Source organism: Niabella terrae, assembly GCF_054783135.1.
Map to the genome: position 1 here is coordinate 126,597 of NZ_BAAGRD010000042.1, position 18,646 is coordinate 145,242.

The window sequence follows — 18,646 nt, forward strand, 5'->3', positions numbered from 1 at the left end:
CCCTGATTTAGTTTAAAAATTATATAAATTAGGTAGTTTTACTACCTTTATACACAAAATAATAAACCAGTTTGCTTGTATGGTTTAAAATATAAATTATAACGGGAGTATGACTACTGTAAACAGGACTAAAATAAACCGACTTTTTCAGGAACAACCGCCTGGCATTGTGCTTATATCCTCCTGGCTTGTCAGGCAGGGGTATAGCATTGATTTGCAAAAACACTACCGCAAAAGTAACTGGCTTCAATCTATCGGTAAGGGTGCACATATACGGGCAAACGATAAAGTCGGATACGAAGGAGCCGTATACGCCTTGCAAAAACAAGCCGGACTTAAGGTACATCCCGGTGGCCGAACAGCCCTGTCGATTTTAGGCAAAGCTCATTATCTGGAATTATCCGCTAACAAAGTTATTTTATTTGGTAACAGCGGAGAAAAACTCCCGATCTGGTTTAAAAAACATGATTGGGGTTTGAAGCTGGAGTATTACGAAACCTCCTTCCTTTCACCAGATTTAGGACTTACAGAAGTTGAAACTAAAAATTTTTCAATAAAAGTTTCCGGTGCCGCCCGCGCGCTTATGGAATGTTTGTACCTGGCTCCGTTGAAACAGGAACTCATGGAATGTTATGAGTTGATGGAAGGGCTGAATAATCTTGTTCCGAAGCAGGTTCAGGCATTGCTCGAAAACTGCCGGTCTGTGAAAGTGAAGCGATTGTTTCTATATATGGCGGAAAAGGCGGATCACAATTGGTTTAAGTGTATCAATCTCAAGGCCGTGGATTTAGGAAAAGGGAAGCGTAGCATTGTTAAAAACGGCGTATTGATAGACAAATATGGAATAACAGTCCCAAAAGAATTAGAAGAATATGGAAAAAGCATATAGGCAGCAAGTAGGGTTATTATTGTCTGTTCTGCCTGAAGTGGCCAAAGAAAAATGCCTTGCCCTTCACGGAGGAACTGCGATCAATCTTTTTGTTCGCAATATGCCTCGCTTGTCGGTTGATATTGATCTTACCTATCTTCCAATTGAAGATAGAGCAACATCGCTGAAACATATTGCCGAAGCATTGGGAAGAATAAAGATAAGTTTGGAGAAAATTATCCCTGGTAATCGTATTGTGTCTCGATTTGACTCAGGAAAATTACTGATTTCAGCAAACAAGGTTGACGTAAAACTTGAAGTCAACCTGGTTAATCGGGGTGCCTTAGCAGACCCGATAGAAATGCCGTTGTGCAAAAGGGCGCAAAATGAGTTCGAAGCTTTCCTTACAATTCCGGTTGTGCCAATGGGCCAGCTTTTTGGAGGAAAGATAATAGCGGCCCTTGACCGACAACATCCGCGTGATTTATTTGATGTTCAATACTTGCTGCGAAACGAAGGATTTACACAAGAAATAAAAGAAGGATTTTTACTATTCCTGCTTTGCAGCGACAGGCCGATCAATGAGATTATTGCACCGAATTTTCAGGATCAGCGACTGGCACTTAATAACCAATTTTCCGGCATGACAGATGAGCCATTCAAGTACGATGATTACGAAAGTACCCGGGAAACACTAATTGCGACTATCCGACAACATTTGACCGATAGGGACAAGAAATTTCTACTTAGTGTCAAAAATCTCACTCCCGATTGGAGCATCTACAATTTTCAACGTTTTCCTTCAATCAAGTGGAAATTACAGAACTTGAAAAATCTCCAAAACAAAAAACCTGAAAAACATAAAGAGCAATACGAAGTTTTAAAAGGGAGATTGTACAATTTGTAAGCGCCTAACATACTAGATACTTTTTCTGAATGCCTGTGCGCATACAGAATCGCAATGACAATACTCCGTAAAGTTACGCCAAGGCAAATAATAGAAGCATCCCTTAAGGAGCTGAAACTCTGCAATATAACTACACCCAGCTATTAATGATGTTCGTTAACTTACATCAGGGTTATTTAAAAAACGAGACAGTAAAATATTTTGTGTAAACTGATTTGCCCCTGCATTTAAATTCGGCATCTGTTTTCAAATATAGTCAAGAATTGATGAACGATATAGCCCCAATTTTGTATGGGCATCGTCCATTTTTTCTCGATATTATTAATAGCCATATAGACTGCTTTGAGGGCTGCTTGATCATCAGGAAATTGAACCTTAGTTTTTGTGTACTTTCTGATTCCCCGGTTCAGATTTTCTATGATATTGGTGGTATAAATGAGTTTTCGGATCTCCAATGGGAAGTCGAAATAATTGGTCAGGCAATCCCAATAGCTACGCCAGGACTCAATAGCATGACGATATTTCCCGCCCCATTTTTGCGATAATTTTTCCAGTGCCTGCTCAGCTGATTCTCTGTTTATAGCACCGTAGACCTCCTTTAAATCGGTACAGAATGTCTTTCTATCCTTCCAGATTAAAGGTTTTCTCGATCTATTTTATAATCTCCAAAATTAATAGTAATATATTTCTTTACTGCTTTCTTCCTGTACGGTGTAGTCTTCTAAAATTTGGAATTTTGCTTCAATTGAGATTTTTCCATCACATTATCTATATAGAAAAAAATATATCTTCTAATGTTTTCAGGAAATCCAAAAATATGTTCAGTTAAGCTAATTAGTTTGCCATTCAAAAACTCTTCTTCCTTTTTTGTGAAATAGTTAAATTCTATATTGTCATAAGAATTAGGATATAGATAAGGGACTGGTTTATTTATTTCTATATCTAAAAACCCAAACATGTCATCTTTTTCTAATGAGGCAGATAGCTTTTTATTTCTCATCTTTATGTCATTATTTAATGATTCCAAATCATAAAAGCCGAAATTAGATTTATCCATCCCTGCAGTTCTTGTACTTACTTTTTTATATAACCCTTTTTCAATTATAACATCATTTATTTGAAACAATATCAGTGATGAATTAAATCTACCATAAAACTCTGTTTTTATGAGTTCATTATATGGAAGCGTCCTATCAGAAAGAATGGATCGATTGATGCCCGGGCAGACGGTTACTGGAAGGCAATTCGAAATAGGGCAGGGGTGGATCCAGAATATATGAAAACGGAAAATGCCATACTGAATACATGGGTTTTATTCCCATATTTTTTATAGCAATTAATATATTGTCATAAAAACAATTATTAATTATATTTGTGCAATCGGTTACATTGTTGATTGAAATATCCCATTCAAAAGCTGCAACATGCCTAATCAAATATTGCTTTTGCCATTTGGCTGTCGACTTTCAGCACAGCGCTTAAAACGTTGTTTATTGCGAAGCTGTCTTTTGATATCCAGCATTTTATGCGCTATTGGCGTATTATTTTCCAAGGAGATTAAAGTCTATAATGTTTCTGAAACACACGGACTCAATTTAAGGGAAGCGGCATCGGTCTGTTCTGATGATGAGGGTTTTATTTGGGCCTCGTCCAAAACCGGCATCGTACGGATTAATAATGCTGGTTACGATCTCTACCGGCTCCCGCTCGAAAGTCCCAATATTATATGGAGCAAACTGGTTAATGAAAAAGGTCGATTGTATGCTTACACCAATAATGGCCAGATTTTCCGGTACAACACGATTTTGAATCGCTTTGACATTTTGGTTAATATTCCAAAGGCGATAAACGGCAGTTTTTATGGAATAACTAACGTATTGGTGGGTAACGACAATACTTTATGGATTGGAACATTAACAGGCTTATATAAATATGATGGAAAACTAAGTGAAGTATATCCTGAAGCAGCCAGAATTTTGAACCTGACTTATAAGAATAATAATGAACTTATTTTTGTTACACCTAAGGTGCTGGGCATTTTCAATATCCAAACCAATAAAGTAACTATTTGCTACCGTTTTCCTGCTTCATTTGATGCTGAAGCTTCCAAAATTTGGTTTGACCCGGGTTCAAATAAGTTGTGGATCGGAACTTTTTCAAGCGGGCTTTATTTTTATAATTTCACCAGCCACTGCTTCTATAGTTCGTCCATTTTAACTTTTCCAAGACAGCCGATACTGGCGATAACGCCAAATACAGATTCATCCGTACTGGTCGGTGTGGACGGGTCAGGGGTTTGGGAATTGTCCAGGGCAGGTGATAGAGTTCTAGGCGTTTTGAGAGAGAATGTTGATGATCCTAACTCACTTCACGGTAACGGTGTTTATGATATCTATAAGGATAGGGAAGGGAAGGTATGGATATGTACTTTTACCGGAGGTCTTTCCTATTATGAGGACAAAAATCAGGTTGTACAACAGGTGCGCCATCAGATTGGAAATGAAAATTCGTTAGTTAATAACAGTATCAACCGGATACTGGAAGATAGTCAGGGTAAACTCTGGTTTGCGACAAATAATGGTCTTAGCTCCTGGAATCCTAAACTCAATATCTGGCGCAACTACCTTCAACGAAATGGAGATTGCCCGGCGATTCCATTTTTAGCATTGTGCGAAGACAATAATGGGAACATCTGGGCAGGGACATATTCTTCCGGGGTCTACGTGATTGCGTCCGCTACCGGTAAGGTCCTGAATCATTATTTCGGGAAAGGCAATGCAGGAACTCCGGCCAACAATTTTGTCTTTGATATTTTTAAGGATAAGGATGGGGATATTTGGGTGGGTGGATTGGGTGAAATATTTTGTTATCGTGTAACTGAAGGGAAATTCCGGTCCTATGATTATCAGGCAATGTATGCATTTGCCCAGGTGAATGCTGATGAAATCCTGCTGGCAACCTCTAACGCGCTGGTCGTTCTCAACAAACAAACCGGAAGCACTAAAAAATACCTGGAAGGACATTTGTTTCAGAGCCTTGTGGTAACAGGCCATAAAATTTTTCTTATGACAACAGGGGATGGCATCCTGTGTTTTGATACAAAGAGTAGAAAAACGGAACAAATCACTACGGCCAATGGATTGCCATCGGATTATATAAACAGCGCATTTTTGAGGAAGGGCGCCATTTGGGTAGGTACTGAAAACGGAATTTGTATGTATAACCCTGAGGCAAAATCCGTCGTTACACTCACCAATATCCCGGTTTTAAATAATATTGCCGTGAATCGAAATGCCGTAACCATGCTGCGTGACGGAAGAATGGCTTTCGGATCTAATAAGGGCGGGTTTATATTTAATCCCGAGAATGCGTTTCCGGTAAAATCTGACGCTAAAATATTTGTAAATGATATTCAGGTGTCCGGCAGTTCCATCAGAAACTCTGGCGAAGGATCTTTGAAATTGCCCATCCAGAATATCCGGAATTTAAAGTTGAATTTCGACCAGAATAATTTTACGATTGATGTAATCCCGCTGGGTTCTGCAGTTGCTGGCGCCAAATTCTCCTGGAAACTGGAAGGATTGGACAAGGACTGGAGCCAGCCAACCAGTAATCGTATTTTAACCTATACGAATCTTCCATCAGGTGTATTTGAGCTGAAACTACGTTTGTATAATAGCTCCCTTTCAGAAATCCTTGCTACACATAGCATTTCGTTTAAGATCACACCCCCTTTCTGGCGTACCTGGTGGTTTTTACTAGCCTCGGTCTTATGTTTTGCAGCGGGCGTATATCTTGCCTTGCGCACCTATATCAACAAATTGAAGCACCTGCATGCAGAAGATAAAATTCGTTTTTTTACAAATACCGCTCACGATATTAGAAACTCATTGACCCTGGTAAAAGGTCCCATCGAGGAGTTGAGCCGGGAAAAGTCACTATCATTTCATGGAACCGAATATTTAAGTATGGCCAGGGAGCAGGTCGCAAAATTATCCATGGTTGCTTCTCAATTGCTTGATTTTCAAAAAGTTGATGTTGAAAAGGAGGTGTTGGTACTGCAATTGGCTGATGTCGTAAAGCTTATTGCGCAAAGAGTTCATATGTTCCGTTCTCTTGCTAAAACGAACCAGATTGAAATAATTTTTACGTCAGCGCCGGATGCGTATTTTACAGCAGTCGACGTAAATATGATCGAAAAAGTAATCGATAATCTCCTGTCAAATGCCATAAAATACTCAAAAAACCATACCAGGATCGAAGTAGATTTTGCTGCAACTCCTCAGCAATGGATATTGACGGTCCGTGACAAAGGCATTGGCATAAACACAACAGATCAGAAGAAGTTGTTTAAAGAGTTTTACCGGGGCGAAAACGCAATCAATTCGAAGATTGTTGGTTCCGGAATTGGTCTTTTGTTGACCCAAAGTTATGTACATATGCATGATGGAGATATTTCTTTTATGAGTCAGGAAGGGGCAGGGGCTTCATTTACCATCAGCATTCCGAGTAAAAAAGCGGATCAGCACCATTCCAGGAACGGCGAGCGTATACTGCAGGCAGCCTTTGAGGAAGTTTTGACGGATATGCCGCCGACACCGTCTAAGTCTGATGCCGAGAGATCCCTGCGTATATTGATTGTCGAAGACAACGAGCAGTTACGTCGGTTTATACAAATGTCACTGGAGCACGAGTTTATAATTTTGGAGGCCGGCACCGGTGCGCAGGCATGGGAAATTATCAAAAAACAGCTTCCTGACCTGGTAGTCTCTGATATTATGATGCAAAATATGGACGGTTTCGAATTATGCAAGAGCATAAAGTCAAACTTCGAGACTTCACATATACCTATTATTTTACTCACCGCTTTATCAGAAAAAAAGGATCAGCTATTTGGCCTTGGATTGGGAGCAGATGATTATCTGAGTAAGCCATTTGATATCAGCCTGCTTATTCAAAAAATTAAAACCATCCTCCAGAACAGAAAAATCATAAGGGAGAAAGCGCTTCGCATTATAGACCGAACTACGGATAACAGAATACTTGAAAACGATCATAATGACCAGTTTGTTAAACAGGCATTGGAAATAATCCACCAGAATCTGGATAATCCGGATTTTGGTAAAGATGACTTTGCCAAAGCCATGCTGGTCAGTCCATCTTTACTGTATAAAAAAGTAAAAGCGCTAACGGATCAATCACCTACCGAGTTCATCAAATCCATCAGGCTCAATCACGCACTCGGGTTACTGCAGGAAGGCGCCTGCTCTGTGCAGGAAATTAGTGAGAAATGCGGGTTTTCAACCGTAGCTTATTTTAGTACATCCTTTAAGAAGAACTTTGGAAAATCGCCCAGTGAAGTTTGATCCAGGTTGTATAGAGAGTCTCAGATAAGCCTTTTTGCTGCCCTCCGGTCTAATTATTGCCATTTTGTCTGCAATCGATTGAAATCATCTTTGGGCGGAAAGACTTCGCGCACTACAGGGCAGCCAGATTTTATCGAAATAACTGAATTTTTAGGCAAGAATATCTAAAATTGAAAGAGAAATATCCAATTTTTCAGGAGCTAGCCCCTGCCCAGTTCTATTTTTGATGGAACGATATCCCTGAATTTCCTTCTTTTTGAAAAAGTGTAGAAGCTGTCATTATGTCGATTTTTTTGAAGTTTATCGCAATCGATTGCAAAAAACTTACACATTTTTTCCAGACGAAGAACTAAAGAACGCCGGGATAATAACATCAGACGGTGACCGCGGATGTCTGAATGGGTATTGCTCGCTCCCATGTGACTTGGGGCTATTTATAGAATTTAAACCATGACACGTTTTCAACTACAAAAAAAGATATGAAAAGACGCAATTTCAGATATTTTAAAACCAGTTGGGTTTTAGACAAACTTAAACTGACAGCACAGATTTTTATAACCGCTTTTCTGGTACTATGGGGCCTTCCTGCGCAATCTCAAACAACCACTACGGCTACCGGAAAGGTAATTAACGACAGAAATGAACCAGTTCCTGGTGCCAGTATTAATCAGGAAGGGACTAGTATTTATACGACTTCAAATGAACAGGGCCGTTTTTCAATTCAGGTAACTGAGGCCAGGGCCAATATTATTATAACCTCAATAGGATACAATACCAAAATAGTATCACTGGCTGATGGGCATATGGACCTTACTATTCAAATGGACCAAAACCAGCAGTCAATGGATAATGTGATCGTGGTCGGGTATGGTAAACAAAAACGTGAAAGTGTTGTGGCAGCCATCACGCAGACAACCGGAAAGGTATTGGAAAGGGCAGGAGGCGTGTCCAGTGTAGGAATGGCGCTTACAGGGAATGTACCCGGCCTCATTACCTCGCAGGGCTCAGGATTACCTGGAGATGAAGATCCACAGATCATTATTCGTACCAGGAGTTCCTGGAATAATTCAGATCCATTGATCCTGGTAGATGGGGTCGAACGTCCGATGAAAAGTGTTGAAATCGGATCGGTAGAAACGATTTCTGTGTTAAAAGATGCTTCCGCGACGGCTGTTTTTGGCTCCCGGGGCGCAAATGGGGTCATACTTATTACCACCAAGCGGGGTAGTTCCGGCAAAGCGACAATAAGAGGAATGATCAATTCGGTTGTGAAGGTACCTTCGAAATTACCAGGAAAATATGATTCTTATGATGCGTTGCGCACCAGGAATGAGGTAATTGAGTATGAGCTTTCCAAAAGTCCCTCCAGCTGGAACGATTATTTACCAGAGGAAATCCTAAGAAAATACAGGTTCCCTGCCAGTTTAGAGGAAGCCGAGCGTTATCCGAATGTGGATTGGACAGAAGCCATGTTTAAGGACTACACCAGCTCACAGAATGCGAACCTGAATATTAGCGGTGGCACCCGGTTCGTTAAATATTTTGCCGGAGCGGATTTTCTACGGGAAGGAGATATTTTTAAAGTATATGAGAATAATAGCGGCTATGTACCTGGCTTTGGCTTTAACAGGCTGAATGTACGTAGCAACCTTGATTTTCAGTTAACCAAATACACGCTTTTTAAAGTGAATCTTTCCGGCTCCTATGGCGTCAGAAAGAGCCCATGGGTGTTTTCGGGAGGCGATTACCCCTATTGGGTGGATGCTTATTCAGCTGCTCCGGATGTTTTCCTGCCGGTTTACTCGGATGGGGCATGGGGCTATTATGCACCCAATGAAGGCCGGGCCGAAAACTCTCCAAGAAGCCTTTCCACCAGTGGAATACAGTATAGAACGACAGCACGTATGACGACTGATTTTACACTTGATCAGGATTTGAGCCTGGTCCTCAAAGGCCTTAAATTCCTGGGAACTGTCTCCTTTGATAATACTTTTGATGAAGTCCAAAGAGGGGTAAACAACCTGTATAGAAACGGGGTACAACGTAAATGGATTAGTCCTGAAACCGGCGCCGTTTATTATAAAGAGGGGAATGATGGTATTACCGGATTCGATTTTCAGCAAGGCATCAACTGGTCACCTGCCGGGGGTAATGTTGAGGGGGCTTTTCGCAGATTATTTTATAATCTTCAGCTGAACTACACCACCACCATTGCACAAAAGCACAATGTGTCCGTTATGGGCCTGGTCAACAGAAATCAGTCTGCACTGGGAAGCATGATTCCTTCCTATCGTGAGGACTGGGTGTTTCGTACAACCTATGGTTATGACGGCAGATATAATATAGAGTATAACGGTGCTTATAACGGTTCAGAGCAATTCAGTAAGGAAAACCGCTTTGCTTTTTTCTCTTCTGGTGGCGTTAACTGGGTACTGTCCAGGGAGAAGTTTATGCGGCCTTTAAAATTTCTGAATGTATTTAAGCTACGGGCCTCCTATGGAGAAACGGGTTTTGACGGGGGCTCCAGGTTCCTGTACCTTACTCAGTGGGCTTATGGAGGCAAGGCCAGACTGGGAACGACCGGGGAAGGTGCGGAACAAAGCCCCTATAACTGGTATCGGGAATCCTTTGTAGGTAACCCGAATATTCAGTGGGAGGAAGCTGTTAAAGTGAATATAGGTGCGGATTTTGAAATATTTGACGGATTGGTTTCGGGCAAGTTTGATTTCTTTCGTGATAAACGATCCAAGATTTTACTCTCAGGCGATGGAAGGGCGGTACCCTCATATTTCGGGATGACGCCGCCTACTGCCAATCTGGGTAAAGTAGATGCAAAAGGATACGAGATTGAGTTGCATATTAAAAAGATGCTGGGGGATGTAAATATCTGGGCCGACCTGAACATGACCCATGCCGTTAACATTATCAAAGAACGGGATGATGCTGCATTACTACCGGATTATCAAAAAATGGTAGGCAAGGAAATAGGTCAGACCTATACCTGGGTAAGCGCTGGTTATTACAATACCTGGGATCAGCTATATGGGAGTGCCACACACCAGCAACAAGACGAGTATAAGCTTCCTGGAAATTATTATCTGGTTGATTTTAACGGCGATGGTGTGATCGATAATCTGGATAATATTCCTTATGGCTATTCTACCTGGCCCCAAAATACCTATAACGCTACCATTGGTATAGACTGGAAAGGGTTTAGTGCTTTCCTGCAGTTTTATGGTGCCAACAATGTGACCCGCTGGACGCCCTTTGGCAGCCTTGGAAAGCAAAACCATGTAGTCTATGAAGAAGGCGCTTACTGGAATAAGGAGAACCAGGGTGAAAATGCAATTCCTGCTCCCCGCTGGCTTTCCACTCCTTACGGAGAGTACAAGGGTAATCTGTACCAGAACGATGGTTCATTTGCAAGATTGAAAAATGCGGAACTGTCTTATCGGTTTGACAACGGTTTCGGATTAATTAAAAGATTAGGGCTGCAGAGTTTAAGAATCTATCTCAATGGGAATAACCTGTTGGTCTGGACTAAGATGCCGGATGACCGAGAATCGAATTTTGGTGGATCCGGCGTTCCTACGCAGGGGGCCTACCCCACATTTCGCAGATTTAATTTGGGTGCTAACATTACTTTCTAAATAATATTATCATGATGAGGAATATAAATAGGATGCTTGCAGTTCTGACATTTACAGGATTAATAATTTCGTCAGGATGTTCCAAATACCTGGATCGGGAGCCGGATTCAATTGTATCGCAGGAAGAAGCGTTTAAGAATTTTATAAATTTTCAGGGATATACCGAGGAACTATACCATTGTATTCCGGATTTTTCAAACGGATACTGGACCAATTCCTGGAATTGGGGCGAGGACGAAATCCAATCAGCAGCCCTTGACTTTCATTTTGTAGTAAAAATCGATAACGGAAATTTTTGGGGCTGGCAACGGGAGTTTGATGGCTGGCAGGCGGGCTGGATGGATAGAAACAATAACAGTACCAACGATGATCGGTTTTCAAAATCTTTGTGGGGGCTGGGCTGGTATGGTATACGCAAATGCAATATGGGGTTGGAAAACCTGGATAAGATGCAGGATGCTACCCAGGAAGAAAAAGACCTTATTAAGGGACAACTGTTGTTTTTCAGGGGATGGTTTCATTTTATGTTCATTCAGTATTTTGGAGGGTTGCCTTATATTGATTATGTGTTACCCAGCGATGAAAAACTAACATTACCCAGATTAAAATATCAGGAGTGCGCTGATAAAGCGGCCAGTGATTTCAGACAAGCTGCTGATCTGTTGCCAATAAATTGGGACAATACGACTGCCGGAAAAAGAACCCTGGGGAAAAATCAATTAAGAATAAATAAAATTATGGCCCTGGGCTACCTGGGGAAGAATTATTTATGGGCCGGCAGCCCGCTAATGAATTATGAGTCTGGGGGAACCAAGACCTATAATACGGAGTATTGCAAGAAGGCTGCAGATGCATTTGCGGAACTGCTCAGGTACTGCGAATCCGGTGAAGCACCCTATACACTGGTCCCCTTTGAGCAGTATTATACGAATTTTTATACCATGGGACAGAATTGGGCGATTCCGGGAAGTACGGAGGCGATATTTCGCGGCCCTTATTACGGTGCGAATGGTTCCAACTGGGGGACCAGTAAACAGTATCAGCCGGCGATCATTGAAGGCGGCGATGTTAAGTTTGTGCCAACTGCCAATTACGTTGATTTATATGGGATGGCAAATGGCTTGCCAATCAATGCGGCCGGGGATGCAGCTATAGCTGATCCGCATTCAGGTTATGACCCTCAGTATCCCTGGAAAGGTCGCGATCCGCGTTTTTATAATGATATCGTTTTCGATGGTGTTAAATGTATTGCAGGTACCATGCCTGCGAATGAAGAAGTTAATCGTTATGCCAATTTATACCATGATGGCAGTAATGGCAGTCCGGGTCCGGCCTCACCAGGCATAGGCAGTTACCGCAACATTGCCACAGGGAGCCGAACCGGCTATCTGCTGTATAAATTTATTCCCAGAACCGCCAATAAATATGATCAGGGCTATAGTTATGACCGTGCGCTTAATATACATCTTCCCTATATGCGTTTGGCCGACATATATCTGATGTACGCCGAAGCCGCCTCAGAAGGATATGGTGCCCCATCCGGAAAGGCAGCTTCTTACGACAAAACCGCAGTAGATGCCGTAAATTTTGTAAGAGACCGCGCCGGCGTAGGTCATGTGGATGCAGCCTTTCTTACCGCTGTCGGATTTAGAAGTGAATTGAGAAGGGAAAGAGCCGTAGAGCTTGCCTTCGAGGGCCACCGTTTCAATGATTTACGTCGCTGGCTTTTGCTGACTGAGTCCCCTTATACATTAAAAACCGGACTGTTTTTCGACCGGGCGGCATCTTTAAATTTTGCTGCCGATCCTAAGGAAAACCGTGTACTGAATTTACGCGAAAAGGTACTGTTAAAAAGGAATTTTACTGAGAAACATTACTGGCTTCCGCTTAAAACCAAAGAAACCAACATGTATCCAGAATTTAAACAAAACCCGGGATGGTAAAAAATCCACCAATCTATAAAGATCGAGTAACAAAAAACTTGAAACTAATGAAGTATAAAAATATAGTATGGATACTATGTGTCGTATTTATTTTTTCCCCGGCCTGGCTGATGGCGCAACATACTGTTGTAAATATCCGGGCGCAGATAAAAGATGATAAGGGGTTGCCGATTGCAGGTGTCCTGGTACAGCATTTGGGCGAGCAAGGCAGCAGTACAGTATCCGATAAAGAAGGTTGGTTTGAACTGGAAGCCGATACAGATTCGGAGCTGATCATTAGTGCGGATAACTATAAAACGACCTACCTGAATGTATCCTCGTCCATTACTGAAATTATTTTGCAGCCTAATGGAAACGAAGCAGTCCAGGTGGCATTCCGATCTGTTGCTATGGAAGATCTACTGGGTGGGGTGTCATCAGTCAGGGTGTCGGATATTATACATAAAAATTATTCACAGTACAGTCTCGATAATATGGAAATTTTTGTTCCCGGATATAATGGCACCAACTGGGCCATGGGCGAGGCACTTACTATGGTTGACGGCGTACCCCGGGACGCTAATAATGTAATGCCGACCGAAATTGAGGAAATTTCCTTTTTGAAAAGTGCGTCCGCCATTGCACTTTATGGTAGCCGTGCAGCAAAAGGTGTGATCAATATTATTACAAAAAGGGGCAGGGCAGGTAAGCACCAGGTCGATATTCAGGTAAACTCCGGGATCCATGCCGCAAAATCGTTTCCCCGGTATTTGGGTTCGGCAGAGTATATGACCCTTTACAATGAAGCGCGTCGGAACGATGGCCTTACGGATTTGTATTCTGAAGAAACAATCTATCTGCATGCCGCGGGTACCAATCCGTATCGTTATCCGAATGTGGATTACTATTCAGAAACCTATTTAAAAAAGGCATTTACCCGATTTGATGCCACAGCCGAAATTTCAGGCGGGAATGACAAAGCCCGCTACTATACAAATATTAATTATTATACCGGAGGCTCCTTCCTTGATTTCGGACAGGCAAAGAATAATGACCGGAACGGCAGATTTAGTGTCAGGGGTAATATTGATATAAACCTGGGGCGCTATATCACAAGTTCTGTTGACGCATCTGCAACCTTTTACACGGGAAAAGGCGTAAATACAGATTATTGGGGTGCAGCGGCCACTATGAGACCGCATCGGTTTACTCCGCTGTTACCGCTTTCTATGATAGAGCCCGATGATGATGCATCGCAACTATTGCTTAGCAATAGTAATCATATCATTGAGGGTAAGTATCTTCTTGGGGGCAGTCAGTTGGACCCTACTAATGCGATTGCAGCCGTTTATGCCGGTGGCTATAATCAGTACGTAAGCCGGCAGTTTCAGTTTAATACCGGTATGGGGGCAGATTTACGTAATGTGTTGAAGGGGCTGAAATTCCAAACAAACTTTGCGGTAGATTATGCTACTGCCTACAGTTTATCTTATAATAATACTTTTGCTACCTACGCGCCTGTTTGGAATAGTTATTCTGGTAAAGACCTGATCAGCAGTTTAACAAAATATGGTCAGGATGCCACATCCGGGACGCAAAGTATAAGTGGCAACTGGTACCGGCAAACGATTGCACTTTCGGGGTTTTTCAGCTATGATAATACGTTTAACAGTAAACACCATGTGAGCGGTTTATTACTGGCGAATGGTTTTTTACGCTCAGAAGCACAGCTGTATCATAAAGTGGGTAACGCCAATTTGGGGTTACAGCTGGGTTATGACTACTTACAGAAATATTACATCGATTTTACGGGGGCGATGGTGCATTCTGCCAGATTGCCGGAAGGAAACCGCAATGCCCTTTCACCTACTGTTTCCATTGGCTGGCGGATTAGCAAAGAAAGGTTTCTGGAAAATAGCTCCTTCATTGATGACTTAAAACTGTTTGCATCGGCCGGAATTCTACATACGGATCTTGATATTCCGGAATACTATATGTACCAGGGATATTATACGACTACCGGCGCCTGGTACGGGTGGAAGGATGGTACGGGTATTCAGGCGACGGAATCCAGAAGAGGCAATAATCCAAATATGAAGTTTCCGAAACGGGAAGAAATAAGCTTTGGTTTCGAGGGATCTTTCTTCAATCATCTGTTAACCCTCAATGCTGGTTTCTTTACCGATAAGATTACTGGTAATATTGTGCAATCCTCCGTATTATACCCATCCTACTTCAGCACAGGCTGGCCCGAATCCTCCTTTATACCCTTTGTCAACTATAATAATGACAAAAGAACCGGCGGAGAGTTTGGAATAGTACTTAAGAAACGTACCGGGCAGGTAGATTGGCAGTTGGGGATAAACGGAACTTACTATACGACAAAAGCTACCAGGCGTGCTGAAGTATACGAAGACGACTATCAGTATCGGAAAGACAAGGTTTTGGATGGTATCTGGGGACTGGAGAATCTGGGATTTTTTAAAGACCTGGCTGAAATTGAGAACGCTCCCAGGCAGACCTTTGGTCAGGTCAAGCCCGGCGATATCAGGTATAAGGATCAGAACGCAGACGGGATCATTGATCAGCGCGATGAAATCTATCTGGGAAAGGGCGGCTGGTTCGGCGCCCCATTTACCACAGGAGCGCATCTAACGGCTACCTGGAAGCGTTTCAGCTTTTTTATGATGGGTGTTCTCAGGTCCGGTGCATATGGTATGAAAAACAACAGCTTTTTCTGGGTGGATGGTGAGGACAAATATTCAGAAATCGTTAGAAACCGTTGGACTGAAACTACAAAAGCAACAGCCACTTATCCAAGACTCACTACAACCAGTGCGGATAATAATTTTCGTGCTTCGGATTTCTGGATGTACAGTACCAAAAGATTCGATTTGGCAAGAATACAGCTGTCTTATGATTTCAATCAATTACTACAATCCGGAAGCTTCCTGCGTGGGCTTGGGGTATATATTAACGGATCAAATCTTGTGACACTGGGACCCAACAGGGATATTTTGGAATTGAGTATTGGCAGTGCTCCACAAACCAGATTCTATAGTATTGGCATTAAAGCTTCTTTTTAAACAGACGTCTTAAGTTTTAGTAAATCAAGAGATTATGAATAAGAATATACTGATCATTCTGGCATTTATAATTGTAGCACTTAGCTCCTGTGGGAAAGATCTTCTGGAACCAGAGATAGAAAATAACCGCCAGTTGGATCCCAATGCCTATATCCCGGGTGATGCCCGATTCCCCTTCGGGATCCTGCTGAACGGCTACAATCGTATTCCGACCAACGGTTGGTCTTTTAATGATGTAGCTACCGATGACGCTGTAACCAATGACAGGAATAATGGCTATTTAAAATTGGCTACGGGCCAATGGACGGCTGCTAATAATAATATGATTAATCAATGGCAGAACAGTTTTGCTGCCATACAGTATATCAATATTATGCTGGAAGAGGTCAATAAAGTGAAATGGGTAAATGATGAGACAGCCAGTCATTTGTTTGCGCAGCGCATACGCGGAGAAGCTTATGCACTGAGAGGGCTTTTTATGTATCATCTGCTGCAGGCACATGGCGGCATATCGGAGCAGGGTTCGTTTTTGGGCGTCCCCATTTTTTTATCCTCACAAACACCACAGTCCGACTTTAATCAGCCTCGGGCCACTTTCAAACAATGTATCGACCAAATGTATAAGGACCTTGATTCGGCCATGTTGCTGCTTCCTTTGGATTATGTCGACCTGGCCGATGGGAGTTCGGTGCCGCCGAAGTTTGGAAATATTTCGACGGTTCAATACAACAGGGTATTCGGGGCGGCATTTGGAGGGCTCATGACGGAGCGCATTGTCAGGGGCATAAAGGCCAGGGCCGCACTGATGGCCGCGAGCCCTGCATTTAGTTCCGAAAGTGGCGTTACCTGGGCGGATGCTGCCAACTATGCTGCGGATGTAATTGATTTGAAAGGAGGGATCGGTAGTCTGGCGGCCAACGGACTTACCTGGTATTCTAATAGTGCTGAAATTGCTAATTTAAAAGATGGAACCAATCCTCCGGAAATTTTATGGAGGAATAATTATTCGGATAACAGCAATAGCCTGGAGGCTTCGAATTTTCCTCCTACACTTTTTGGAGACGGACGAATAAATCCCACACAGGATCTGGTAGATGCTTTTCCGATGAACAACGGATTTCCTATCGGGGAAGCTTCCAGCGGATATAGTGAAAATGATCCGTATGCGAACCGGGATCCCCGTCTGAAACTATTTGTGTTGATAAACGGAAGCACGGCGGGTGTAAATAATACGGTTATTAACTCGGCTGCTGATGCTTCAACCAATGACGGATTGAATAAAGTGGAAACTTCGACCAGAACCGGATATTATCTGCGCAAACTGCTGCGCCAGGATGTGAACCTGAATCCCACGTCCCCCAGTGGACAGCGTCACTACAAACCTCATATCCGGTACACAGAGATTTTCCTGGCATATGCTGAAGCAGCCAACGAGGCATGGGGCCCCCTGGGTAATGGCGGAAACGCTTATTCCGCCTATGATGTGATCAGGCTCATCCGGAAAAGGGCAGGTATTGGAGTGGATAACGGAGATGCTTATCTGGAATCCATCAAAGGTGATCAGCAGGCAATGCGGTCGCTGATTAGAAATGAACGCCGGCTGGAATTATGTTTTGAAGGACATCGGTTCTGGGATTTACGGCGCTGGGACGCAAAATTAAATGATCCTGTTCATGGTATAAGCATACAGAACAATAGCTATTCCAAAATCACTGTAGAGGATCGGCTGTATCAAAGCTATATGATCTATGGACCTATACCGTATTCCGAAATACTAAAGTTTCCGGCACTGCAACAGAATAAGGGCTGGTAAATGTATATGGTGTCTGAAAAATAAAGTTTACATGAAATTATTTAAAATGAGAATATCCATTTGTTATGTATTGCTGGCTTGCCTGGGGCTGGCTTGTACCAATAAAGACAGGTCGTTTCCCAACTTCAAATACCAAACTGTGTATTTTGCTTATCAGGGTCCGGTGCGCACCATTACATTAGGTGAAGATCAGAATGTAAATACGGATCTTGACAATGCGCATAAATGTGAGATTTATGCAGCGACGGGTGGGGTCTATTCCAGCCCCGAAGATGTGATGATTTCAGTTGAAGTGGATAATTCCCTGACGACAGGCAAGCTTTTCGGTGCGGGAAAGGGGGATATCATTCCGATGCCTGCCAACTACTATTCGCTCCAGACCAATATAATTAAGATTCCCGCAGGTACTGTTTCAGGGGGCGTTGAAGTCCAACTTACTGACGCGTTCTTCGCAGATCCTAATTCTATCAAGAATACCTATGTCATTCCGTTGCGGATGACTGGGGTATTGCATGCAGACAGTATACTTGCCGGAAAGGACTATATATTATATGGCTTAAAGTATATTAATCCCTGGCATGGTAATTACCTGCGCCGGGGGAAAGATATGCTTACGATAAAGAATGTTGCCACACCTTACCAGACCACCGTTACCCGTCACGCACAATACGTGGAAAAGGATGAAGTGAATTTACTTACTACGGTATCCATGTCGGAATTGGCCTTTCCCGTAGTTGTCAGGGACAAAGACGGGAATAATGTTTATATCAGGTTGATTTTGAAATTTGACGCGAATGGAAATTGCACCGTTAGCTCCGGTACGAGCGATGTTACAGCGCAAGGGACAGGCAGTTTTATAAAACGAGGTGAAAAGAATAGCTGGGGGAGTAAAGACAGGGATGCCTTGTATCTGTCCTATGAAATCGACGCTGCTTCGTTTCATGTCATAACCAGTGATACACTGGTAATGCGTGACCGTACGGTCACAATGGAGACTTTTACGCCTGTGGACAAATAATTATTAACGCTTAGAA

The 18,646-nt window shown here is 42.6% G+C and carries 9 protein-coding genes and 1 pseudogene; 8 read left to right on the forward strand and 2 right to left on the reverse strand.

Annotated features, from left to right (window positions below; all coding sequences use genetic code 11):
- The first annotated feature begins 109 nt into the window (after positions 1-109).
- Together ACYVI9_RS18460 and ACYVI9_RS18465 are read left to right on the forward strand one after the other, a co-directional pair.
- A complete protein-coding gene (locus ACYVI9_RS18460) occupies positions 110-889 on the forward strand; it encodes a type IV toxin-antitoxin system AbiEi family antitoxin (RefSeq protein WP_460767757.1) in 780 nt (259 codons plus the stop codon).
- Complete coding sequence (locus ACYVI9_RS18465; protein ID WP_460767760.1) at positions 873-1,775, forward strand: nucleotidyl transferase AbiEii/AbiGii toxin family protein; 903 nt, start codon at positions 873-875, stop codon at positions 1,773-1,775. Before ACYVI9_RS18460 ends, ACYVI9_RS18465 begins: the two co-directional genes overlap by 17 nt.
- A gap of 227 nt (positions 1,776-2,002) precedes the next feature.
- Here ACYVI9_RS18465 and ACYVI9_RS18470 read toward each other — a convergent pair.
- A pseudogene (locus ACYVI9_RS18470) lies at positions 2,003-2,425 on the reverse strand (transposase); the annotation flags it as partial.
- 71 nt (positions 2,426-2,496) lie between these two features.
- Complete coding sequence (locus ACYVI9_RS18475; protein WP_460767763.1) at positions 2,497-2,901, reverse strand: hypothetical protein; 405 nt, start codon at positions 2,899-2,901, stop codon at positions 2,497-2,499.
- Positions 2,902-3,268: 367 nt separating this feature from the next.
- On the opposite strand from ACYVI9_RS18475, the gene ACYVI9_RS18480 reads away from it, so the two are divergent.
- The 6 genes from ACYVI9_RS18480 (at position 3,269) to ACYVI9_RS18505 (ending at position 18,630) form a co-directional block, all read left to right on the forward strand.
- A complete protein-coding gene (locus ACYVI9_RS18480) occupies positions 3,269-7,141 on the forward strand; it encodes a hybrid sensor histidine kinase/response regulator transcription factor (protein ID WP_460767766.1) in 3,873 nt (1,290 codons plus the stop codon).
- A gap of 479 nt (positions 7,142-7,620) precedes the next feature.
- Positions 7,621-10,791, forward strand: coding sequence for a SusC/RagA family TonB-linked outer membrane protein (locus ACYVI9_RS18485; RefSeq protein WP_460767769.1), 3,171 nt, complete (start codon positions 7,621-7,623; stop codon positions 10,789-10,791).
- An 11-nt stretch (positions 10,792-10,802) separates the two neighbouring features.
- Positions 10,803-12,734: a RagB/SusD family nutrient uptake outer membrane protein gene (locus tag ACYVI9_RS18490; RefSeq protein WP_460767772.1), complete on the forward strand. Its 1,932-nt coding sequence runs from the start codon at positions 10,803-10,805 to the stop codon at positions 12,732-12,734.
- A 47-nt stretch (positions 12,735-12,781) separates the two neighbouring features.
- Complete coding sequence (locus tag ACYVI9_RS18495) at positions 12,782-15,799, forward strand: SusC/RagA family TonB-linked outer membrane protein (RefSeq protein ID WP_460767775.1); 3,018 nt, start codon at positions 12,782-12,784, stop codon at positions 15,797-15,799.
- 34 nt (positions 15,800-15,833) lie between these two features.
- Complete coding sequence (locus ACYVI9_RS18500) at positions 15,834-17,612, forward strand: RagB/SusD family nutrient uptake outer membrane protein (protein WP_460767778.1); 1,779 nt, start codon at positions 15,834-15,836, stop codon at positions 17,610-17,612.
- 31 nt (positions 17,613-17,643) lie between these two features.
- Positions 17,644-18,630 carry a DUF5627 domain-containing protein gene (locus ACYVI9_RS18505; RefSeq protein WP_460767781.1) on the forward strand — a complete coding sequence of 329 codons (987 nt, stop codon included), beginning with the start codon at positions 17,644-17,646 and terminating at the stop codon, positions 18,628-18,630.
- Positions 18,631-18,646: the final 16 nt, after the last annotated feature.